Raw genomic sequence first — 21,835 nt, forward strand, 5'->3', positions numbered from 1 at the left:
CCCGCCCTTGATCGGGCGGGGTTACCTTCCGTCACAACGCGAGCGATGGACGTGGGAAAACTTCCCACACATAACACGCCCGGGAAGATCACTGGGAGTTTGACATGCACATCGCCACCGTTCGCGCGCCGTTGGCATCGCACGCCATGGAGTTCGGGCCGCTTTCACCGGTGGTCGACCGGCCGGATCGGCGCATGCATTTCAACATTCGACTGCGCAATTACCTGACCCGGGTCCGCTATCGCGGCTCGTTGCTGACGGCGGCCGCCACATTGACGCGTGAGTGGGTGACGGCGAAAGCGGCCGATCTGGCGGAACGCTGGCGTGGCGAACCGCGGATCACTCAGATCCTGACCGGCGAAGATGTGTTGGAGGGTGCGCCGCTGGTGGCGATGTATGTGCATTACGCGCCGGTCCCGGATGTCAGCGCCATGGTGCTGGGGCAGTTGCGGGCGTATCGCGCACTAGGATTCCGCATCGTCTTCGTGTCGATGGCGCCGCGTCTGCCGCAGTCGGCATTGGCGGAGTTGCTGCCACTGGTTGCCCGTGTCGTGATGCGGCGGAATACTGGGCTGGATTTCGGCGCCTGGCAGGACATGTTGCCGCTGCTGAACCTGGGCGCGCTGACCGAATTGCTGCTGGTGAATGACAGCGTGTGCGGCCCGTTCCTGCCGTTGGAGCCAGTGTTCGGCCTAATGCGGCATGCCGGCGACGGGTTGTTCGGGTTGACGGAGAATTTGGCGCCTCGCCCGCATCTGCAATCCTACCTGCTGCTGGCCCGCGGGGCAGCCGCCATTGCCGATATCGGTCTGTTCCTGCGCCGCTACCGCCAGACCGCGCATAAGCGTGCCGTCGTGCGACATGGGGAAATCGCCTTGACCGGCTGGATGCGCCGCCGCGGCCACATGGTCGCCGCCTGCTTCGGCTACGAGGCGGTGGAGCAGGAGGCGCTGCAAACCGCACGGGCGCTGCAGCGGCTGGCGCGCATGTTTCCCCGTCTGTTCCCAGACGGCGTGACCGATGCGGCCACGATGCGCAAGGCGCTGCACCATTATCCGCTGAACCCGGCGCATTCGCTGTGGTTCGAGTTGATCGAGTCCTGCGGCTTTCCGTTCCTGAAGACGGAATTGCTGCTGCGCAACCCGATCCGCATACCGGATCTGTCGAGCTGGCGCATGATGGTCCCACCGCTCCGCCTGGCAATGGTGGAGGCGCATTTGCGCGCAATGGCTGGACGAACGGACAAGTCTAGCGCGGAACCATAATCGCCCCTATTTGTCTGGTGTGACAGGAACACTCCCAGAACGCTTTGCTGATTGGTTCGCTGGCCGGGGATGGTCGCCCCGGCCGCACCAGCTTGCCATGCTGGACGCGGCGCAAGCGGGTGAGACGGCGCTGCTGATCGCGCCGACTGGCGGTGGCAAGACCCTGGCCGGGTTTCTGCCGTCGCTGGTGGAATTGTTCGATCGGCCGCAGACTGGCATCCACACCCTATACGTGTCGCCGTTGAAGGCGCTGGGCACCGACGTCGCTCGTAACCTGACGGCCCCGGTCAGCGAGATGGCGCTGGCGGTCACGGTCGAAACCCGCTCCGGCGACACGTCGCAAACACGGCGGGCGCGGCAGAAGGAGCATCCGCCCAACATTCTATTGACCACGCCCGAAAGCCTGGCCCTGCTGCTGAGCCAGACGGCCGCGCCCGATACGTTCCGCGACCTCCGCTGCATCGTGGTGGACGAGGTGCATGCGCTGGCGGGCACCAAGCGCGGCGATCAATTGGCGCTGTGCCTTGCCCGGCTGGCGACGCTGGCACCCGCGGCGCGCCGGGTCGGGCTGTCGGCCACGGTCGCCTATAAAGATGCGATCATGGCCTATATCGGCTGCGGTGGCCCGGTGCGCCTGGTGGAGGTGCCGGAGGGTGAACCGCCGCAATTGGAAATCCGCCTCAGCGAGGATCGTGTGCCGTGGTCCGGCCGCATGGGCCTCGCCTCCGCCGCGGTGATTCTGGACAGGATCCGTGCCGCTGGCATGACCATCGTCTTCGTCAACACTCGCGCGCAGGGCGAATTGCTGTTCCAGGCGCTGTGGAAGCTGAACGAGGAAACGCTGCCGATCGCGCTGCATCATGGCAGCCTGGACATCGCGCAGCGCCGCCGGGTGGAGGCCGCGATGTCCCGCGGCGACCTGCGTGCGGTGGTGGCGACGTCGTCGCTGGACCTCGGGATCGACTGGGGCGGGGTGGACCAGGTGATCCAGGTCGGCGCACCGAAAGGCGTGTCCCGACTGTTGCAGCGGGTTGGCCGGTCCAACCACCGCATGGACGTCGCCAGCCGCGCCATCCTGGTGCCCGCCAACCGCTTCGAGGTGCTGGAGTGCGAGGCTGCGGTGCAAGGCGTGGCCGCGCGCGAACTGGATGGCGACCCACCGCGCCCTGGCGGGCTGGACGTGCTGGCCCAGCACATCCTGCTGATGGCCGCCGCCGACCCCTTCCTGCCCGACGATTTGTTCGCCGAGATCACCCGTGCCGGTCCCTATTCCGATCTCACGCGGGCGACGTTCGAGGACGTGCTGAGCTTCGTGGAGGATGGCGGCTACGCGCTGGCCGCCTATGACCGCTACCGCAAGCTGTTTCGCGATGCGGAGGGGCGGGTGGAAATCCGTTCCGACCGGATTGCCCGGCTCGCCCGGATGAACATCGGCACCATCGTGGAAATGCCGCTGCTGAAGGTGCGGCTGGCCGGGCAGCGCGGCGGCTCGTTGGGGGAGCTGGAGGAGTCGTTCGCCACCATGCTGACCCCCGGCGACACCTTCATGTTCGCCGGCCGCCTGCTGCGCTTCCAGCGGATCCGGGAAACTACGGTGGAATGCCTGGAGGGCGGCAAGGGTGAGCCGATGGTGCCCGCCTATGCCGGCGGCAAATATCCGCTCACGTCCAACCTGGCTGCCCGGGTGCGGGCGATGCTGCACGATCCGGCGAGTTGGTCGGTGTTTCCCGGGCAGGTGCGCGACTGGCTGGCGTTGCAACAAGAACGCTCCACCCTGCCGGGGCCGGACGATCTGCTGGTGGAAGTGTTCCCGCGCAATGGCCGCTGGTACACCGTCGCCTATTGTTTCGAGGGCCGGAACGCGCACCAGACGCTCGGCATGTTGCTGACCCGGCGGATGGAGCGGGCCGGGCTGGCGCCGCTGGGGTTCGTTGCCACCGATTACGTGATCGCCGTGTGGTCCGCCAACGAGCCGGGGGATACGGCGACGCTGTTTCAGGAGGATATGCTGGGCGATGATTTGGAGGCGTGGATGGCCGAAAGCTCGATGTTGCGGCGGACGTTCCGCAACGTGGCCGTCATCGCCGGGCTGGTGGACCGGCAGCAACCGGGCGCCGATCGAACCCGGCGCCAGGTGACGGTCAACACCGACCTAATCTACGACGTACTGCGCCGGCATCAGCCAGACCATATCCTGCTGCGCGCCACCCGCGCCGACGCCGCCACGGGGCTGACGGATGTCGGCCGGCTGGCGGCAATGCTGGCCCGGGTGCAGGGCAAGGTGCGCACGGTCCGCCTATCCCGCGTGTCGCCGCTGGCGGTGCCGGTGCTGCTGGATATCGGCCGCGAATTCGTCCGCAACGAGGAGGACGAGGATGCCTTGCTAGCCGAAACCGAGGCATTGGTCGCCGAAGCGAAGGGCGAGGCCGAGCCGTCGCAGGAGCCGATGCGGGTTCACCCGGTGCATCGCGCCAACCTCGCCATCATGACCCGGCGTGACCGCCGGCGGGAGGCGCCGCCCGTCGCCTGGTCGGCCCTGAACCAGTCGTCCCGCCGCCCATGACCGCCGCCCCGATTCATCTTGCTGGCAACCGGCTGATGCTGGACCCGGCCGGCGCGCTGTGGTGGCCGGAGCGTAAGCTGCTGGCGGTGGCCGATTTGCACCTGGAAAAGGGCTCGGCCAGCGCGCTGAAGGGCAACCTGGTGCCGCCCTGGGACACGCGAGCCACGCTGGACCGGCTGGCACTGCTGATCCGCCGCTACACCCCGCGCACCATTCTAGCCCTGGGCGACAGCTTCCACGATGCGGATGGTGCCAACCGCTTGATGCCGGCCGATGCCACGCGACTGCGGGCGATTGCCGCGTCGCACGAGTTCATCTGGCTGCTAGGCAACCACGATCCGCTGCCGCCGGACGGATTGCCCGGCACCACCGCGGAATGGTGGGAGGCGAGCGGCGTCGTGTTTCGCCATCAGGCTGGGGGCGCCGGGCCAGAGATCTGCGGCCATCACCATCCGAAGGCCAGCATCACGACTCGGGCGCAGACGATCACCCGGCCGTGCTTCGTGTCCGGCCCGCAGCGGCTGATGCTGCCGGCCTTCGGCGCGTATACTGGCGGGTTGGATGTGCGCCATCCCGCTATCGCCAAATTGTTTCCACGCGGTGGACGGGCGTTTCTGTTGGGAAAGGAACGGTTGTTTGCGTTCACGCTTGGTCAATCGGCTGCGATGCAGTCCGGCTGACCGGCCAGGAACATTGCCCGATCGGCCCCGAGACCACACATTGTGGCAAATGCATGATACTTCCCAAGCAGGGGCTGCGGCGGACGGATCGGTCGCGCTGATGTGGTTCCGCCAGGATCTACGGCTGGCGGATAACCTGGCCATACGCGCGGCTGCCGCCGGGCGGGTGCTGGCAGTCTACGTACTGGACGACGCGGCAGCTGGCCCCCGCACGATGGGCGGCGCGCATCGCTGGTGGCTGCGCGGCAGTCTGGAGTCTCTGGCAGCCGACCTGAAGCGCGCAGGGGCGGAGTTGGTACTGCGCCAGGGCTCGGCGGCAAAGATCATCGCCGACCTGGTGAAGAGCCATCACGTCACCGCGGTACATGCCGGGCAGATGCTGGAGCCGTGGGGCCGTGCGCAGGAGGCCGCGGTGGCGAAGGCGCTGCCACAGGGCGTGGCGTTGCAGCTGCATCGCACTGCCACGCTCTACGAACCCGGCGTCATCCGGACGAAGACGGGCGGCACTTACGGGATCTACACGCCCTTCGCCCGTGCCGCGCGGGCGATGCAACCGCCCGAGGCGCCCGTGCCGGCACCCAAGCGCCTGCACGGCGTAGCTGCGAAATCCGACAGTCTGGCCAGTTGGAATTTGCGCCCTGCGAAGCCGGACTGGGCCGCCGGGTTCCGCGAGACCTGGCACGTCGGGGAGGCGGCGGCGCATGCCCGGCTGAAGCACTTCATGGCCGAGGCGCTGGACCGCTATCCCGAGGGCCGCAACATCCCCGGGGAGGACCTGACCTCCATGCTGTCCCCGCATCTGCATTGGGGCGAGCTATCGCCCGCGCAGGTGTGGCACGCGGCGGAGGCGGCGGGGCATGGCGAGGCACTGCGCGTCTTCCTGTCCGAATTGCTGTGGCACGAGTTCAGCGCCAACGTGCTGTGGAACAATCCCGCGATCGGCGAGGAATCCCAGCGTGCCGATTTCCGCAAGCTGCGCTGGCGCAGCGACCCGAAAGACTTGCGGGCCTGGCAGCAGGGGCGCACCGGCGTGCCGATCGTCGATGCGGGGATGCGGCAGCTTTGGCATATCGGCTGGATGCATAACCGGGTGCGGATGATCACCGGGTCGTTCCTGGTCAAACACCTGCTGGTAAGCTGGGTCGAGGGCGAGCGGTGGTTCTGGGACACGCTGGTCGACGGCGACCACGCGGTGAATGCGCAATCCTGGCAGTGGGTCGCGGGCACGGGCGTCGACAGCCAGCCCTTCTTCCGCGTGTTCAACCCGGTGACGCAAAGCGCCAAGTTCGACGCGGAGGGCGCCTATATCCGCCGGTGGGTGCCGGAAGTCGCCAAGCTGCCCGCCCGCTGGATTCACGCGCCCTGGACCGCCCCGGCGGAGGTGCTGGCGAAGGCGGGCGTGCGCCTGGGCAAGACCTATCCCGAGCCCATCGTCGCGCTGGAGGAAGGGCGGGACCGGGCGCTTGAGGCATTCCGGGCGATGCGCGGGGCATGATGATTCCGGATGGGCTGCCATTGCGGGTGGTGGGGGACGTGCACGGAGACGCGCGCGCCTTCGCCTTCGCGGCGGAGACGGACCATTTCGTCGTGCAGCTTGGCGACCTGACGGATAGTGGGCCCGACAGCGCAGCCGCGTTGGAAACCGCGTTGCGCCTGCTGGAGGAGCGGCGCGGCATGTTCATCCTGGGCAACCACGATCGCAAACTGGGCCGCGCGCTGGGCGGCCAGCCCGTGCGGGTGGATGCAGCGTTGGCCGAAACGCTGCGCCAACTGCCCCCCAGACTGCGCGAACGTGCGCTGGAGGCGATCGAGCAAGCGCCAGCCTGGGTGGTGCAGCGCGGCCGGGTGTTCGTGCATGGCGGCTTCCACACCGCGATGTTGGAGTCTGCGCCGCCGCCGGGCCTCGGCCGGGTGGACGCCGCCCTGTCGCGGGCGCTGTTCGGCCAGACCACCGGCCGGGTGCAGGCGGATGGCTATCCGGAGCGGGTGTTGCGCTGGGTCGATCGTATTCCGCCGGGCACGACCGTCTATTGCGGCCACGACCGGCGCAGCACGGATGGCCGTCCCTACGTAAGGCACAGCCATAATGGCGGCCGGGCGATCTTCCTAGACACCGGTGCGGGCAAGGGTGGGCATCTGTCCTGGATCGATTTGCCGCCGGCGAATGTGGCCTCGGCAGGGATTGCGATCGAAGCGATTTCTTCACCGTAGGCTGGCGATGACGTTCCAGAACTACGCGCTATGCCCAGCTTGCCGTGATGGTGTTGGAGCCGCGGGCCGAGGCGCGCCCGGCGGAGCGTCCTGCTGCTGATGCCGGGCCAGGTGATGACGCTGTACCTGGACCGGAGTCAGTCGCGGCAGATGCCGTCGTAGCGGCTAATGCGCCGTCGGCGTCAGCCCCATCTTCTCCAGCACCGGGGCTGCCTGGGCGGAGGCGAGGTATTGGATCAGCGCCTTGCCGGCTTCCGGCTGCTTCGACCCGGTGGCGATGCCGGCGGAATACACCGTCACCGACTGCACCGCATCCGGGATCTTGCCCACGAAGGTCAGGCCCGGTACCGGCAGCAATTCCGCCACCTGCTGGAAGCCGAGTTCGGCGTCGCCCTTGGCCACGATCTCCCCCACCGGGGTGGCGGGGATCATATGGGCCTTGCCCTTCATCTGGTCCTCGATGCCCAGCTTCTTGAACAGCTCCGTCTCTATGTAGACGCCGCTTGCGCTGTCGGAATAGGCAACGGATTTCGCCGCCAGCAGCACCTGGCGCAGCTTGTCCACCGTGCTGATGTCCGGCACCGGGGACCCGGCGCGCACCGACATCCCGATCGGGGACAGCGCCACATCCACCTTGCTGCCCGGTACCGCGCGGCCATCCTTGATCAGCCCGTCCAGTGCATAGCCAACCATGATCAGCACGTCGTCGGCCTCACCCCGGGCCAGCCGCACGGGGATGGCGTTGTTGGTCGTGCCCATGGAGGGCCCGGGCACGGTGGCGACGTGGTTGCCGGTTGCGGCCTCGAACCCTGGCACCAGCGCCTGGTAGGTGGACAGGAATCCGCCGGAGATCATCACCGTCACGTCGGCGGCGCGCGCCAGGGTTGGGGTGAGCAGGGTCGATACGAGCAAAGCGGGCGCGAGCAGTAGGGCGCGGACGGACATTTTTGCCTCCTGGAGCGAGGCTGACGTGCTTAGCCGCCGTTGCCGTTGCCGCCAAGGCCGGGCTTCCCGCCCGGCATGGCAAAATGCATGTTGCCGCGAACACCATGGAGGTGCGCTGATGGAGACCTATTTCTACGAGCCGCGATTGGGTCACGGCCTGCCGCACGACCCGTTCAAGGCGATCCTTGCGCCACGTCCGGTTGGCTGGATTTCGACTGTCGACGCGCAGGGCCGGGTGAATTTGGCGCCCTACAGTTTCTTCAACGGGTTCGGTGGCAATCCGCCCATCGTCGGGTTCTCCAGCGAGGGGCGGAAGGACAGTTCGGGAAACGCCCAGACCACCGGCGAATTCGTCTGCAACCTGGTCACCCGGTCACTGGCCGAGGCGATGAACCAGACCGCCGCTCCGCTCGCCCACGGGCAGGACGAGATGGCGTTCGCCGGGCTGGCGGCGGCGCCCAGTCGCCTGGTCCGCCCACCGCGCGTCGCCCTGTCGCCAGCGGCGTTCGAGTGCAAGGTGCTGCAGGTCATCGTGCTGAAGGATCTGGACGGTGTCGCCACGGGGGCGGAGTTGGTGCTGGGCCAGGTTGTCGGCGTGCATATCGACCCGGCCTATCTGAAGGATGGCATCTTCGACACCGTCGCCGCCCAGCCGATCGCCCGCTGTGGCTATCGCGGCGATTACGCGGAGGTGACCGCATTGTTCGAGATGATCCGGCCCGGCGGCTAGACGCAGATGCGCCGCACCTCGCTGATCCTGCTGCTGGTGAGCGAGGTTGCGGCGATGTCCACCTGGTTCGCCACCAATGCATCGCTGGCCGCGATCCGCGCGCATGTGCCGTTGACGGCGTTTCACGAGGCGTTGCTGACCAACAGCGTGCAGGCCGGCTTCGTGCTCGGCACCCTCGCCAGTGCGTTGTTGACGCTGCCGGACCGGTTCGATCTGCGGCGGCTATTCTCGGCCGGGGCGGCGATCGCGGCGGTGGCCAATCTCGGCATCCTGTTCTGCGAACCGGCCTCCCCCACCGTGCCGTTGCTGCGCTTGGTGACCGGCGCCTGCATGGCCGCGGTGTATCCCGTGGGCATGAAGCTGGCCGCGACCTGGGCGGCAGGCGATCTGGGCCTGCTGATCGGGCTGTTGGTGGCGGCGTTGACGCTGGGTTCGGCCTTTCCGCACCTGATCGCGGTAGCGGCGACCGGGTTGGACTGGCGCTGGCCGGTGGGCGTGGCGGCCAGCGGTGCGGCATTGGCGGCGATACTGATCCGGTTTGCGCGGCTGGGGCCTAACCTGCCAGCCCCAGCTTCGTTGCGGCTGGCCAACGCGTCGGAAGCCTGGCGCAACCGTGGCGTTCGTTTGGCCAATCTGGGGTATTTCGGCCATATGTGGGAGCTATACGCGATGTGGGCGTGGATTGGTGCCTTCTTGGCCGCCAGTTTGCAGGCCCGCTACGCCGACCAGCCGCCGATCCCAGCCGAACTCGCTGCCTTCCTCGTGGTCGGGGCAGGCGCAATCGGTGCATTGGGTGGCGGTTGGATGGCGGACCGGTTTGGCCGCGCGATCGTGACCATGGTGGCGATGGGCGTCAGTGGCCTGTGCGCTGCCAGTATCGGTTTGCTGTTCGGCGGCCCCGCCTGGGCGGTGCTGATGGTCAGTCTGGTCTGGGGGATCTCGGTTGTCGCCGATTCCGCGCAATTCTCCGCCGCCGTCGTTGGATTGAGTGCGCCCTCGCTGGTTGGCACGATGCTGACGGTGCAAACCTGCGCTGGGTTCTTGCTGACGGTGGTCAGCATCCAACTCACCCCGATCGTGGTCGGTGCAGTCGGCTGGCGCTACGCATTCGCCTTTCTGGCGATCGGGCCGATTCTGGGGATCATAGCGATGGACCGCTTGCGGAGAGTGACACGGCGGCCGGGCATCGTGCCCGCCACCGTGCAATCCCCTCCGCGCTAAACGAAGCGGGACGTGCCTTGCACTGGCGCGACGCCGGCTGTCGTGTAGGCCCTCAGCTTTTTGCTGAGGGGTGATACGGGCGACACATCTTCCGCAGTCAGCATTTCAATCATGGCCGCGTTGAACCGCAGTGCGAACTCGTCGATCGCCTTCTGCGGAAGAATAGCAGCCGCCACTTGCGGAGTTTCCGCCGCCTGAGTGTCTGCCGTTAACGAGTTTTGCAGGGCCTTGGTGGTGAATTGAGACACGGGAGAGGTGCTGTTCGCAATCATTTAACACGGCCTCTTCTATCGAGAGGGACATCGCGCCGTTTTTTGCGCAGGATGGTTATACACGAAACGCAGTAGGACTGTGTTAACACGATGCGATTGCGGAATCAGGCGATTCGTACCTCGTAAACTCTCTTCCGCGTGCCGGGGTGGGAGGCGTCGTCGTCCTCCTGGAGGTACACCCCACCATTGGCTTCGATCACCTTGCGGGAGCCTTCGTTGTCGGTGTCGCAGGTGATGATGACGTGCGGCAGGCCGTGTTCCGCCGCGATCGGCAGCATCAGCCGCAACGCCGCCGTGCCGTGGCCGTGGCGTTGTCGCCAGGGCACCACGCTGTAGCCGATATGCCCGGAGACATAGGGCGGCAGGTCTGTCGTGCCGCGCTGGTAGCGCAGGTTGATCGACCCACAGAACCCGTCCGACTCATCCCAGATCCAGCGCGAAGTGCCCGGCAGCAGCGCCGCGACCTCACCCGTGTCCAGCGCCATGGTGCCGGAGGGAGTGATCTGTTGCTGGATGAACACGTCGGCATCCTCGGCGATGGCGGCCAGCCGTTCCGCGCAGACATCGCGCGTGGTGCTGGGGGACCAGGCACGTTGCAACGCGTCGACGTAGACGGGCAAGCGGTCGCGGCTGGGTAGGACGAGCGTGCTCACTCAGGCCCTCGGGTGGGTGGCGCGAAACACGGCCAGCAGCCCGGCCTCGTCCACCGCGGTGTAGCGCTGCGTGGTGGACAGGCTGGCGTGCCCGAGCAATTCCTGGATCGACCGCAGATCCGCCCCGCCGGCCAGCAGATGCGTGGCGAAGGAGTGGCGGAGCGCGTGTGGCGTGGCGTGTTCCGGCAGTCCGGCCAGGCGCCTATACTCACGCATGGTCCGCTGCGCCACCGCCGCATTCAGCCGCTTGCCGCGCAGGCCGGGGAATAGCGGCGCCGCCGGGTCACCGCCCGCGGGGTGCAGCGCCATCCAGGCGTCCAGCGCGATCTGCACCGCGGGCAGCACGGGGACGATCCGCTCCTTCGATCCTTTGCCGACCACCCGTAGCGCGCCGTTGGCCCGCGGGCGGTCGCGCACGTCCAGCGACAAAGCCTCGGCAATGCGCAGACCGCAGCCGTAGAGCAGGGTGAACAGCGCGGTGTCGCGGGCCTGAACGCCGGGGTTGTCGGACACGTCGCCCACATCCTCCGCCACGCTGCGGGCGTCGGCGGGGGCAAGCGCCTTGGGAATGGGCGGCCGCGCCTTGGGCGTGGCCAGCAGGCCGGGGGCCGGGTTGGCGGTGCCGTGGCGCCGGGCGAGGTAGCGAAAGAACGAGCGAACCGCCGACAAATGCCGCGCCCGCGTCGCGTTGATCTGGTTGCGCCCGGCTTGTTGCGCCAGCCAGGCTCGGATGTCGGCCTGCGATAATGCGCCGAGCGCGACAAGATCCGGCTCCTGTCCCAGATGCTGCGTCATGAAGCCGAGGAACTGCGCCAGATCCCGCCCATACTCCCGCACCGTGAGGGGGGAGGCGCGCCGTTCCTGGGTCAGCCAGTCCAGGAAAGCGACCCGCGCAGCCTCGCCCATCATCACCCCCGCCATGCTTTCGCGCGGTAGGGCTTGATCCCGAGGGTCGCGGTGTCCACCAAGAGCGCCATGTCGTCCCCCTTGCTCGATCTGAGTCTACCGGCGGAACCTGCAAACCGGAAGCGTGTGCCGGTGCTGCTGCCGTATCCGTTTGCCGGCCCGTTCGATTACGCGGTGCCGGAGGGGATGGTGGTGGCGCCCGGTGACCTGGTGTTGGTGCCGCTGAACCGCCGGGTGGAAGTGGGGGTGGTGTGGGATTCCGGGCAGAACGACCAGGTGCCCGCGGCCAAGCTGAAGCCGATCGACACCGTGCTGGACGCGCCGCCGATGCAGCCCGCGCTGCGCCATTTCATTGACTGGATTGCCGGCTACACGCTGGCGGCGCCCGGCGACGTGCTGGCCATGGCGCTGCGGGTGAACGCCCTGGCCCCACCGACGCCGCAACCCGGCTGGAGCCTGGCCGACATCCCTGAGAACGCCAAGCTGACCGAGGGTCGCCGCCGCATCGCCGCCTTGTTGTCGGACGGTGTGTCCCGCACCGGGGCGGCCGTGGCGCGGGATGCCGGTGTGTCCCCGGCCATCGTGCGCGGCATGGCGGATGCCGGGCTGTTGCTGCCGACCGTGCTGCCGGCTGCACCACCCTTCACCACGCCGGACCCGGCCCATCCGGGCCCGTCCTTGTCCCCCGCCCAGGCGGAGGCCTCGGCCGCATTGCGCCAGGCGGTGCGGGATGCCGCGTTTTCGGTAACGGTGCTGGATGGCGTCACCGGGTCGGGCAAGACGGAGGTGTATCTGGAGGCGGTGGCCGAATGCATCGCCGCCGGGCGCCAGGCGCTGGTGCTGCTGCCGGAGATCGCGCTGTCGTCGCAGTGGCTGGAACGCTTCACCGCCCGGTTCGGCACCGCGCCCGCGGTGTGGCACTCGGACCTGCCATCGCGCGTGCGCCGCACCACCTGGCGCGCGGTGGCGGATGGGGGCGCCGCGGTGGTGGTGGGCGCCCGCTCCGCCCTGTTCCTGCCGTTTCCGGAATTGGGCCTGATCGTGGTGGATGAGGAGCACGAGACTGCGTTCAAGCAGGAGGAGGGTGTCGTCTACCACGCCCGCGACATGGCCGTGGTCCGGGCTCGCCTGTCCGCCGCCGCGGCCGTGCTGGTATCGGCCACGCCCAGCCTGGAGACGCTGGCCAACGTGGAAACCGGGCGCTACCGCCACCTGACGCTGGAGTCGCGCCACGGCGGCGCCAGCCTGCCCACCGTGACCACGCTGGATCTGCGCGACAACCAGCCGCCACGGGGGCGCTTCCTGGCGGAGCCGCTCGTGCAGGCGGTGCTGGAAACCATCGCGCGGGGGGAGCAGGCGATGCTGTTCCTCAACCGCCGCGGTTATGCGCCGCTCACACTGTGCCGACATTGCGGACACCGGATGCAGTGCCCCAACTGCACCGCCTGGCTGGTGGAACACCGCGCCCGAAAGCAACTCGCCTGCCATCATTGCGGCCATACCGAGGGTATTCCCCCGGCCTGCCCGGTCTGCGCGGCCGAGGACAGCCTGGTGCCGATCGGCCCCGGGGTGGAGCGGATTACCGAAGAGGCGGCGGCCGTCTTCCCCGAGGCCCGCGTCTTGGTGATGGCCAGCGACACCATGCCCGGCCCGAATGCCGCGGCCACCGCCGCCCATGCGATCGAGCAGCGGCAGGTGGACCTGATCATCGGCACGCAGATCGTCGCCAAAGGCTGGCACTTTCCGCATTTGACGCTGGTGGGCGTGGTGGACGCCGATCTGGGCCTGGCCGGCGGCGACCTTCGCGCGGCCGAGCGGACGGTGCAATTGCTGCACCAGGTGGCGGGCCGCGCCGGCCGGGCGGAGGCGCCGGGCCGGGTGCTGCTGCAGACCTTCAGCCCGGAACACCCGGTGATGCAGGCGCTGGTGGGCGGCGATCTGCGCGCCTTCATGGCCCAGGAAAGCGCCGCCCGCCGCCCTGGCGGCTGGCCGCCCTATGGCCGCTTGGCCGCGCTGATCGTGTCGGCCGACGACCCGCAATCTGCCGACGAAGCCGCCCGAGACCTCGGCCGCGCCGCCCCGCGGGTGGATGGCGTGACCGTGCTGGGCCCAGCGCCCGCGCCCTTCGCTATCCTGCGCGGCCGTCACCGCCGCCGGCTGCTGCTGAAGGCCCGGCGCGACGTGGCCGTGCAGCCGCTGCTGCGGGAATGGCTGGCCAAGGTGCGCGTTGGGCGCGGGGTGCGGGTGGATGTCGACGTGGACCCGGTCTCGTTTCTGTAACGGGCCATGCATTGTGCGCGCTGCCGCATGGCGCTATCGCCGGGGTTAAGGAGAATGCCATGACCAGCCAGCTCTTCCAGCCGATCGAACTCGCCGGGCTCACGATGCCGAACCGCACCGTGATCGCGCCCATGTGCCAGTATTCGGCCGAGGAGGGGAGCGCCACCGATTGGCACATGCTGCATCTTGGCTCCCTGGCGATGTCCGGCGCCGGGCTGCTGATCCTGGAGGCGACGGCGGTCGAGCCCGAGGGCCGGATCACCGCGGCGGATCTGGGCCTCTATTCCGACGCCAACGAGGCAGCGCTGAAGCGCGTGATCGACGGCATCCGCAAATACTCCACCATGCCGATCGGCATCCAGTTGGGCCATGCCGGGCGCAAGGCGTCCAGCGCCGCGCCGTGGGATGGCGGCCAGCAGGTGACCTCCGCCGATGGCGGCTGGGTGACGAGCGCCCCCTCCGCAATCGGCGTGAAGCCCGAGGATGAGCGGCCGGTGGCGCTGGACTCCGCCGGGCTGGCGCGGGTGCTGGATGCGTTCGTGGCGACGGCGCAGCGTGCCCTCCGCCTGGGCATCCAGGCGTTCGAGATCCACGCCGCGCACGGCTACCTGCTGCATCAATTCCTGTCCCCGCTGTCGAACCAGCGCAACGACGAGTATGGCGGTCCGTTGGCCAACCGGTTGCGCTTCCCGCTGGAGGTGTTCGACGCCGTGCGCGCCGTCGTGCCGGCCGGTATTCCCGTCGGCGTGCGCGTGTCCGCCACCGATTGGGTCGACCATGGCTGGGATCTGGAGCAGACCGTCGCCTTCGCCCACGCATTGAAGGAGCGCGGCTGCGACTTCATGGACGTGTCCAGCGGCGGTATTTCTCCGGCGCAGCAAATTCCACTGGCGCCGGGTTACCAGGTCGGGTTTGCCGAGCGGGTGAAGGCGGAAACCGGCATGCCGACGATGGCGGTCGGTTTGATCACGGAAGCATCACACGCCGAATCGATCGTGGTGGAGGGCAAGGCGGACATGGTCGCCCTGGCCCGTGGCATCCTGTACGACCCGCATTGGCCCTGGCACGCTGCGGCGGAACTGGGCGCCAGCGTTGCGGCACCGAAGCAATATTGGCGGTCCCAACCGCGTGGGCAGGCCAACCTGTTCGGCGAAACCCGCCTGGGACAGCGTTAAACCCGATTCACGGCGTTGCGTGGTCAAAACCTGCATGGTAAGCGACCCGCGACCGGTCGATGAACCGGATGTAACGTCCCCTTTGACCATGGATGGATCCCTGAGTGGCCGCTGAAGGCACGATCTCCCAAAGTGGCGGCCTTCCAGGCCGTTACGCAGCCGCACTTTACGATCTGGCGGCAGAACGGCGTGAGTTGGATGTGGTCGTCGATCAGATGGACGGCCTCGGCCGCTTGATCGATCAGAGCCCGCCGCTGCGCCGGTTGCTGTCCTCCCCGTTGGTCGACGTCAACCAGGCGCGGAACGCGGCAAATGCCGTGATGACCGCGCAGGGTTTCGGCAAGACCGTGATCGACTTCGTGGGCGTGGTTGCCAATAACCGCCGCCTGTCGATCCTGCGCACCGTCGTCACCGCGTTTTCCACGCTGGTTGCGACCAAGCGCGGGGTGGTGACCGCCACCGTCGCCTCCGCCCACGCCCTGTCGGACGTGCAGCGCGAGCAATTGCGCGCCCGGCTGATAGAGGCCGGCTACGGCAACGTGAACATCCAGGAATCGGTGGACCCGACCCTGCTCGGCGGCCTCGTCGTGCGCGTCGGCGCCCGCCTTTATGACACCAGCCTGAAATCCCGTCTGCAGCGCCTGCAGTACGCCATGAAGGGAGCTGCGTAAGCACCATGGACATTCGTCCCGCCGAAATTAGCGAAATCCTCAAGCAACAGATCGCCTCGTTCGATCGCGAGCAGGACGTGGCCGAGACCGGCCAAGTGCTGAGCGTCGGCGACGGCATCGCCCGCGTCTTCGGGCTGCAGAACGTCATGGCCGGTGAGCTGGTGGAGTTCCCCTCCGCCGGTCTGCGCGGCATGGCGCTGAACCTCGAGACCGACAATGTCGGCGTCGTGATCTTCGGCGACGACCGCGCCATCCGCGAGGGTGACACCGTCAGCCGCACCCAGCGCATCGTCTCCGTCCCCGTCGGCAAGGGCCTGCTCGGCCGCGTCGTGGATGGCCTCGGCCAGCCGATCGACGGCAAGGGCCCGCTGGTCGACGTCAAGGAAATGCTGGTCGAGCAAAAGGCGCCCGGCATCATCCCCCGCAAGTCGGTGCACGAGCCGATGCAGACCGGCCTGAAGGCGATCGACGCGCTGATCCCGGTCGGCCGTGGCCAGCGCGAGCTGATCATCGGTGACCGCCAGATCGGCAAGACCGCCGTGATCCTCGACACCATCATCAACCAGAAGCAGGCCAACCAGGGCACGGATGAGAGCAAGAAGCTCTACTGCGTGTACGTGGCGATCGGCCAGAAGCGCTCCACCGTGGCGCAGATCGTGCGCACGCTGGAGGAAAACGGCGCGCTCGAATATACCATCGTTGTCGCCGCCACCGCCTCCGACCCGGCGCCCCTACAGTTCCTGGCCCCCTACACCGGCGCCACCATGGGCGAGTTCTTCCGCGACAACGCCATGCACGCGCTGATCGCCTATGACGATCTGTCCAAGCAGGCCGTCGCCTACCGCCAGATGTCCCTGCTGCTGCGCCGCCCGCCAGGCCGCGAGGCCTACCCCGGCGACGTGTTCTACCTGCACTCCCGCCTGCTCGAGCGTGCGGCCAAGATGAACGACAGCATGGGCGCCGGGTCGCTGACCGCCCTTCCGGTGATCGAGACGCAGGCTGGCGACGTGTCCGCCTACATCCCGACCAACGTCATCTCCATCACCGACGGCCAGATCTTCCTGGAGTCCGAATTGTTCTTCCGCGGCATTCGCCCGGCGGTGAACGTCGGCCTGTCGGTATCCCGTGTGGGTTCCGCGGCGCAGACCAAGGCGATGAAGAAGGTCGCCGGGTCGATCAAGCTGGAGCTGGCGCAGTATCGTGAGATGGCAGCGTTCGCGCAGTTCGCTTCCGACCTCGATGCCTCCACCCAGAAGCTGCTGGCCCGCGGTGCGCGGCTGACGGAACTGCTGAAGCAGCCGCAGTTCAGCCCGCTCCCGGTCGAGATCCAGGCGGTAGTGCTGTATGCCGGCGTGCGCGGCTATCTGGACAACGTCGATGTCGGCAAGATCGGCGCCTACGAGAAGCAGATGATCAGCGAGATGCGCGCCCGCGAGCCCGGCATCATCGACAGCATCCGCACCGATCTGGACATCAAGCCGGACACCGAGGCCAAGCTGAAGGCGTTCCTGGAGGGCTTCTCCAAGTCCTTCGCCGCCTGAGGACCACGCCACATGGCAAGCCTCAAGGCGCTTCGGGCGCGCATCAACAGCGTGAAGTCCACGCGCAAGATCACCTCCGCCATGAAGATGGTGGCGGCGAGCAAGCTGCGTCGCGCCCAGCAGCAGGCGGAGGCGGCGCGGCCCTATGCCGAGCGCATGGAGCGGATGCTGTCCGCCCTTGCCGCAAGCGTGCAGGGCAGCCCGACCGCGCCGCGCATGCTGGCCGGCACGGGCAACGACAAGGTCCATCTGCTGATCGTCATCACTGCCGATCGTGGTTTGGCCGGCGCGTTCAACACCAACGTCGGTCGTGCTGCCCGTAACCTCGCCCGGCGCCTGATGGCGGAAGGCAAGACGGTCAAGATCATCACGGTTGGCCGCAAGGGCCGTGACTATCTGCGTCGCGAATTGGCCGCCAACATTGTCGGCGACATTTCCTTCGCGGGGAAGAAGAAGATCGACTTCGCCGATGTGCAGGCTATCGGCATGCAGGCGGTGGAGATGCTGGGCCGCGACGAGTTCGATATCGCCACAGTGGTCTACAATCGCTTCGCCTCGGTCATATCGCAAATCCCGACCGAGCTGCAGATCATCCCGCCGCTGATGACGGAGACGGGACCGGTTGAACAGACCACGGCACAGGCGATTTATGAGTTCGAGCCGGACGAGGAGACCATCCTTGCCAAGCTGCTGCCGAAGAACTTGGCGATCCAGCTGTATCGTGCGCAGCTGGAAAGCGGCGCCGGTGAGCATGGCGCCCGGATGACGGCGATGGACAACGCGACGCGGAATGCGGGTGAGGCGATCAACAAGTTGACGCTGAACTATAACCGCACGCGCCAGGCGAACATCACGCGTGAACTGATCGAGATTATTTCGGGGGCGGAAGCCCTTTAAGCCTACGGCCAGGGCGCTGCCCTGGACCCGCCAAAGGACAGTCGTCCTTTGGAAACCTGAGTGCCAGGTGTCCAGAGGACGACTGTCATCTGGTGGGGTCCAGGGGTGAAACCCCTGATCTTGAACGGAGAATAGGTTATGGCTAGCAACAACGTAGGCCGGATCACCCAAGTTCTAGGCGCGGTGCTGGACGTGCAGTTCGAGGGTGAACTGCCGTTCATCCAGAGCGCGCTGACCACGAAGACCGCGACCGGCGTGCTGGTGATGGAAGTGGCGCAGGAACTGGGCGAGCGCACCGTGCGCTGCATCGCCATGGACAGCACTGACGGCTTGGTCCGCGGCAGTGAAGTGCTTGACACCGGCGCGCCGATCAGCGTGCCCGTTGGCCCCGAGACGCTAGGCCGGATCCTGAACGTGCTGGGCGAGCCGATCGACGAGCGCGGCCCAGTCAACGCCAAGATGACCTACCCCATCCACCGCCCGGCCCCGTCCTTTGAGGACCAGGCGACTTCGGCCGAAGTGCTCGTCACCGGCATCAAGGTGGTGGATCTGCTGGCCCCTTACCTGAAGGGCGGCAAGATCGGCCTGTTCGGCGGCGCCGGCGTGGGCAAAACGGTGCTGATTCAGGAACTGATCAACAACATCGCCAAGGGCCATGGCGGCGTGTCCGTGTTCGCCGGCGTTGGCGAGCGCACCCGCGAGGGCAACGACCTCTACCACGAAATGGTGGATGCCGGCGTGATCAAGCTGGGTGACGGCAACACCGACGGCTCCAAGGTGGCGCTCGTCTACGGGCAGATGAACGAGCCGCCGGGTGCGCGTGCCCGCGTCGCCCTGTCCGGCCTGTCGCTGGCGGAATATTTCCGCGACGAGGAAGGCCAGGACGTGCTGTTCTTCGTGGACAACATCTTCCGCTTCACTCAAGCCGGCGCCGAAGTGTCCGCACTGCTGGGCCGCATCCCGTCCGCGGTGGGCTATCAGCCGACCCTGGCCACCGACATGGGCGCCCTGCAGGAGCGGATTACCTCCACCAAGAAGGGCTCCATCACCTCGGTGCAGGCGATCTACGTGCCTGCCGACGACTTGACCGACCCGGCGCCCGCCACCTCGTTCGCCCATTTGGACGCAACCACCACGCTGAACCGCTCGATCGCCGAACTCGGCATCTACCCGGCGGTCGACCCGCTCGACTCCACCAGCCGCGCGCTGGACGCTCGCATCATCGGTGACGAGCATTACGACACCGCCCGCGAAGTGCAGCGTATCCTGCAGACATACAAGTCGCTGCAGGACATCATCGCCATTCTCGGCATGGACGAGCTGTCGGAGGAGGACAAGCTCGTCGTCTCCCGCGCCCGCAAGATCCAGCGCTTCCTCAGCCAGCCGTTCCACGTGGCCGAGGTCTTCACCGGCACGCCGGGCGTGTTCATCTCGCTCGCCGACACGGTTCGCAGCTTCAAAGCCATCGTCGCCGGCGAGTATGATCACCTGCCGGAAGCCGCGTTCTACATGGTTGGCACCATCGAGGACGCCGTGAAGAAGGCCGAGGGGATGAAGGAGAAGGCCTAATGCCTGTCGCCCTCGAGATCGTCAGCCCGGAGAAGTTGCTGCTGTCGCGGAATGTGGAGATGGTCGTCATCCCCGCGTCCGAGGGCGAGATGGGCGTGCTGCCGAACCACGCGCCGATGATCGTGCTGCTGCGTGGCGGCACGATCGCCATCCACGAGGGTGGTAAGGTGACGGACCGACTCTACGTCAGCGGCGGGTTTGCCGAGATCACGCCCGAACGCTGCACTGTGCTGGCGGATGAGGCGGTGCCTACGTCGGAATTGTCGCGCGCCGAGGGCGAGCGTCGGCTGTCCGCGGCCGAGGCCGAATACAATGCGACCGACAAGAACGATGTCCCGTCGCTGGATGCCGCGATGGACCGCATGCAATCCGCCCGCGCCATGATCGAGGCCGCTGCCGCCTGATCGTGGCCCGGCGGCCACGCGCAAACGGGGACTGTCACACTCACGCCACATTGGCTTTTTCATAGCGCACGAGAGTGCCAGAAGGCGTAGGCCCACTCTCTGGGCCTGCGTGCGTGAAGGAGTCGGAAGTCAGCGATGAAGCATTGGCGGTTGGAGGACGTGGCTTGGGATCAGTTCGATCCCTCCAAGGTCGACCAGGACATCGTAAAGCTCGTCAAGGCCGCCGCGATGGTCGAGCGTAACGGCACCGATTACGCCGTTTACCTAAACCGCGTGTTCCGGGCCGACCCGGCGTTCTGCGAAGCATCCGACAACTGGGCGGTCGAGGAAGTGCAGCATGGCGATGCACTAGGGAAATGGGCCGAACTAGCCGATCCAGGCTGGAGTTTCGCCGATGCATTCCAGCGCTATCGCGACGGGTATAAGCTACCGTTGGACGCCATGGCCTCGGTTCGAGGCTCCAAGACAGGCGAACTGATCGCCCGCTGCATGGTGGAAACCGGCACCTCCTCGTACTACACCGCCCTGGCCGATGCGACGGACGAGCCCGTGCTGGAACACGTCTGCCGGCTGATTGCGGCCGACGAATACCGCCATTTCAAGCTCTTCTACGACCACATGCGTCGCTATCTGGCCCGCGAGAAGATCGGTGTGTTGCGCCGTTTGAAGATTGCTGCCGGGCGCATCACCGAGTCGGAAGACGACGAACTCGCCTACGCCTTCCACTGCGGCAACGAGCCGCCGGATATCGCGTATGTTCACGAACGCTGTATTGCCGGGTATATGGGCCGGGCGATGGGCTTCTACCGCTTTCCCCATATCGACCGCAGCATGGGCATGATCATGAAGTCGGTGGGGCTGCCGCCACGTGGGCGATTGTCCAGCATGGCGGCCAAGCTGTTCTGGAGCATCCTGCAGCGCCGCCAGCGCAAATACGCCGCGGAGTACGTCGCGATCTAAGCCTCGATCAGCCGCCAGCCGGAGACCAACGTCCAAGTGGCGGAACCGAACGAATAGACGTGCCCACCGCCCGCGCCCGGCTGGTCCTCGACCCGGCTGATCGGCACGTGCTTCAGATGGCACAGCAGCAGCGCCCCGACGCCGCCGTGGGAGATGACGGCGATGTCACCGCCCGGCGGCGCCGCTGCGATCACGTATTGCATCGCGGCGACGATCCGGCGCTGCGCGGCTACCGCACGCTCCCACCCGCGAACGCTTTCGTCTGGCCGGTCGAAGAAGCGATCGGCGGTTGCCTCGAACTCCGCCTTGGGAAGGTAGCCGGTTGCCGACCGATCATTCTCGCCCAGGCCGGCCACGATCACCGGCGAGAGGCCAAGGTGATCGCCCACGAGGTGAGCAGCGTCCGTCGCCTTACGTTCGCCGCTGCAGAACACCGAGGCAATGCCGCGCACCCAGGGCTGCTCCAGGGCTAGGCCCATCCGCCTGATACCCGCCGCGGAAAGCGGCCACTCCGGCACGGGGACGGCAGGGTCGACGACGACCTCCGGATGGGTGACGAAGTGGACGAGCCGCATCTAATTCGCCAGCGCCGCGCCCGGATGGAAATGCGCGTAGACCCGGCGCGCAGTCTCCCGGTTGATGCCGGGTGCGGCCTCCAGATCGTTCAGTCCCGCCTGTTTCACGCCGCGGGCAGAGCCGAAATGGTTCAGCAGGGCGCGCTTACGGGCAGTGCCAACACCTTCGATCTCATCCAGTTCACTGGTGATCAACGTCTTCGATCGGCCGGCGCGGTGGGTGGTGATGGCAAAGCGATGCGCCTCGTCGCGGACGCGTTGCAGGTAGTACAACACCGGATCGCGCGGCGGCAGCTGGAACGGATTGCGCCCCTCCA

The 21,835-nt window shown here is 67.2% G+C and carries 21 protein-coding genes; 15 read left to right on the forward strand and 6 right to left on the reverse strand.

Annotated elements, in window-relative coordinates; genetic code table 11:
* Nucleotides 1-104 precede the first annotated feature (104 nt).
* The 5 genes from GSQ76_RS27145 to GSQ76_RS27165 are packed head-to-tail and all read left to right on the forward strand — an operon-like array spanning nucleotide 105 to nucleotide 6,719.
* Nucleotides 105-1,265 (forward strand): rhamnan synthesis F family protein, encoded by a 1,161-nt coding sequence (locus tag GSQ76_RS27145; protein WP_158747194.1) that lies wholly within the window; start codon nucleotides 105-107, stop codon nucleotides 1,263-1,265.
* 19 nt (nucleotides 1,266-1,284) lie between these two features.
* Complete coding sequence (locus tag GSQ76_RS27150; RefSeq protein ID WP_158747195.1) at nucleotides 1,285-3,828, forward strand: ligase-associated DNA damage response DEXH box helicase; 2,544 nt, start codon at nucleotides 1,285-1,287, stop codon at nucleotides 3,826-3,828.
* Nucleotides 3,825-4,508 (forward strand): ligase-associated DNA damage response endonuclease PdeM, encoded by a 684-nt coding sequence (gene pdeM, locus GSQ76_RS27155; RefSeq protein ID WP_158747196.1) that lies wholly within the window; start codon nucleotides 3,825-3,827, stop codon nucleotides 4,506-4,508. Before GSQ76_RS27150 ends, pdeM begins: the two co-directional genes overlap by 4 nt.
* Nucleotides 4,509-4,557: 49 nt before the next feature.
* The gene (locus GSQ76_RS27160) at nucleotides 4,558-6,003 is read left to right on the forward strand and encodes a deoxyribodipyrimidine photo-lyase (RefSeq protein WP_158747197.1); all 1,446 of its coding nucleotides are present in this window, start codon (nucleotides 4,558-4,560) and stop codon (nucleotides 6,001-6,003) included.
* Entirely contained in the window at nucleotides 6,003-6,719 is a 717-nt protein-coding gene (locus GSQ76_RS27165; RefSeq protein ID WP_158747407.1) for a metallophosphoesterase, read from the forward strand. The genes GSQ76_RS27160 and GSQ76_RS27165 overlap by 1 nt, the downstream gene beginning before the upstream one ends.
* A 165-nt stretch (nucleotides 6,720-6,884) precedes the next feature.
* On the opposite strand, the gene GSQ76_RS27170 is transcribed toward GSQ76_RS27165, so the two are convergent.
* Nucleotides 6,885-7,664 (reverse strand): substrate-binding domain-containing protein, encoded by a 780-nt coding sequence (locus GSQ76_RS27170; protein ID WP_158747198.1) that lies wholly within the window; start codon nucleotides 7,662-7,664, stop codon nucleotides 6,885-6,887.
* Between the two features lie 118 nt (nucleotides 7,665-7,782).
* Between GSQ76_RS27170 and GSQ76_RS27175 the strand changes: the two genes are divergently transcribed.
* Nucleotides 7,783-8,394, forward strand: a complete 612-nt coding sequence (locus GSQ76_RS27175) for a flavin reductase family protein (RefSeq protein WP_158747199.1) — start codon at nucleotides 7,783-7,785, stop codon at nucleotides 8,392-8,394.
* Between the two features lie 6 nt (nucleotides 8,395-8,400).
* Entirely contained in the window at nucleotides 8,401-9,615 is a 1,215-nt protein-coding gene (locus GSQ76_RS27180; protein WP_158747200.1) for an MFS transporter, read from the forward strand.
* Here the strand turns inward: GSQ76_RS27180 and GSQ76_RS27185 are convergent.
* The 3 genes from GSQ76_RS27185 to GSQ76_RS27195 form a co-directional block, all read right to left on the reverse strand.
* Entirely contained in the window at nucleotides 9,612-9,887 is a 276-nt protein-coding gene (locus GSQ76_RS27185) for a hypothetical protein (protein ID WP_158747201.1), read from the reverse strand. The genes GSQ76_RS27180 and GSQ76_RS27185 overlap by 4 nt on opposite strands.
* Before the next feature lie 104 nt (nucleotides 9,888-9,991).
* Entirely contained in the window at nucleotides 9,992-10,540 is a 549-nt protein-coding gene (locus GSQ76_RS27190) for a GNAT family N-acetyltransferase (protein WP_216851321.1), read from the reverse strand.
* Entirely contained in the window at nucleotides 10,541-11,461 is a 921-nt protein-coding gene (locus tag GSQ76_RS27195) for a tyrosine recombinase XerC (RefSeq protein WP_254070661.1), read from the reverse strand.
* 54 nt (nucleotides 11,462-11,515) lie between these two features.
* Here GSQ76_RS27195 and GSQ76_RS27200 point away from each other — a divergent pair, with 54 nt between their 5' ends.
* The 8 genes from GSQ76_RS27200 (at nucleotide 11,516) to GSQ76_RS27235 (ending at nucleotide 20,943) form a co-directional block, all read left to right on the forward strand.
* Nucleotides 11,516-13,726 (forward strand): primosomal protein N', encoded by a 2,211-nt coding sequence (locus tag GSQ76_RS27200; RefSeq protein ID WP_158747410.1) that lies wholly within the window; start codon nucleotides 11,516-11,518, stop codon nucleotides 13,724-13,726.
* A 59-nt stretch (nucleotides 13,727-13,785) separates the two neighbouring features.
* Nucleotides 13,786-14,901: an NADH:flavin oxidoreductase/NADH oxidase gene (locus tag GSQ76_RS27205; RefSeq protein ID WP_158747202.1), complete on the forward strand. Its 1,116-nt coding sequence runs from the start codon at nucleotides 13,786-13,788 to the stop codon at nucleotides 14,899-14,901.
* Between the two features lie 104 nt (nucleotides 14,902-15,005).
* Nucleotides 15,006-15,572 (forward strand): F0F1 ATP synthase subunit delta, encoded by a 567-nt coding sequence (locus GSQ76_RS27210; RefSeq protein WP_158747203.1) that lies wholly within the window; start codon nucleotides 15,006-15,008, stop codon nucleotides 15,570-15,572.
* A gap of 5 nt (nucleotides 15,573-15,577) precedes the next feature.
* A complete protein-coding gene (gene atpA, locus GSQ76_RS27215; protein WP_158747204.1) occupies nucleotides 15,578-17,113 on the forward strand; it encodes a F0F1 ATP synthase subunit alpha in 1,536 nt (511 codons plus the stop codon).
* 12 nt (nucleotides 17,114-17,125) lie between these two features.
* On the forward strand, nucleotides 17,126-18,010 hold the full coding sequence (locus GSQ76_RS27220; protein WP_158747205.1) for a F0F1 ATP synthase subunit gamma: 885 nt from the start codon (nucleotides 17,126-17,128) through the stop codon (nucleotides 18,008-18,010).
* Nucleotides 18,011-18,148: 138 nt separating this feature from the next.
* Nucleotides 18,149-19,579, forward strand: coding sequence for a F0F1 ATP synthase subunit beta (gene atpD / locus GSQ76_RS27225; protein WP_158747206.1), 1,431 nt, complete (start codon nucleotides 18,149-18,151; stop codon nucleotides 19,577-19,579).
* A complete protein-coding gene (gene atpC / locus GSQ76_RS27230; RefSeq protein ID WP_158747207.1) occupies nucleotides 19,579-19,983 on the forward strand; it encodes an ATP synthase F1 subunit epsilon in 405 nt (134 codons plus the stop codon). Before atpD ends, atpC begins: the two co-directional genes overlap by 1 nt.
* A gap of 135 nt (nucleotides 19,984-20,118) precedes the next feature.
* Nucleotides 20,119-20,943 (forward strand): ferritin-like domain-containing protein, encoded by an 825-nt coding sequence (locus GSQ76_RS27235; protein ID WP_158747208.1) that lies wholly within the window; start codon nucleotides 20,119-20,121, stop codon nucleotides 20,941-20,943.
* On the opposite strand, the gene GSQ76_RS27240 is transcribed toward GSQ76_RS27235, so the two are convergent.
* On the reverse strand, nucleotides 20,940-21,518 hold the full coding sequence (locus tag GSQ76_RS27240) for a histidine phosphatase family protein (protein ID WP_158747209.1): 579 nt from the start codon (nucleotides 21,516-21,518) through the stop codon (nucleotides 20,940-20,942). The two genes, GSQ76_RS27235 and GSQ76_RS27240, sit on opposite strands and share 4 nt — an antisense overlap.
* Nucleotides 21,519-21,835, reverse strand: a 317-nt coding sequence (locus GSQ76_RS32225; RefSeq protein WP_254070662.1) for a helix-hairpin-helix domain-containing protein, incomplete at its 5' end; no start/stop codon positions are given.

This window comes from Acidisphaera sp. L21, from assembly GCF_009765685.1.
In the GTDB taxonomy this organism is placed as follows: Bacteria; Pseudomonadota; Alphaproteobacteria; order Acetobacterales; family Acetobacteraceae; genus LMUY01.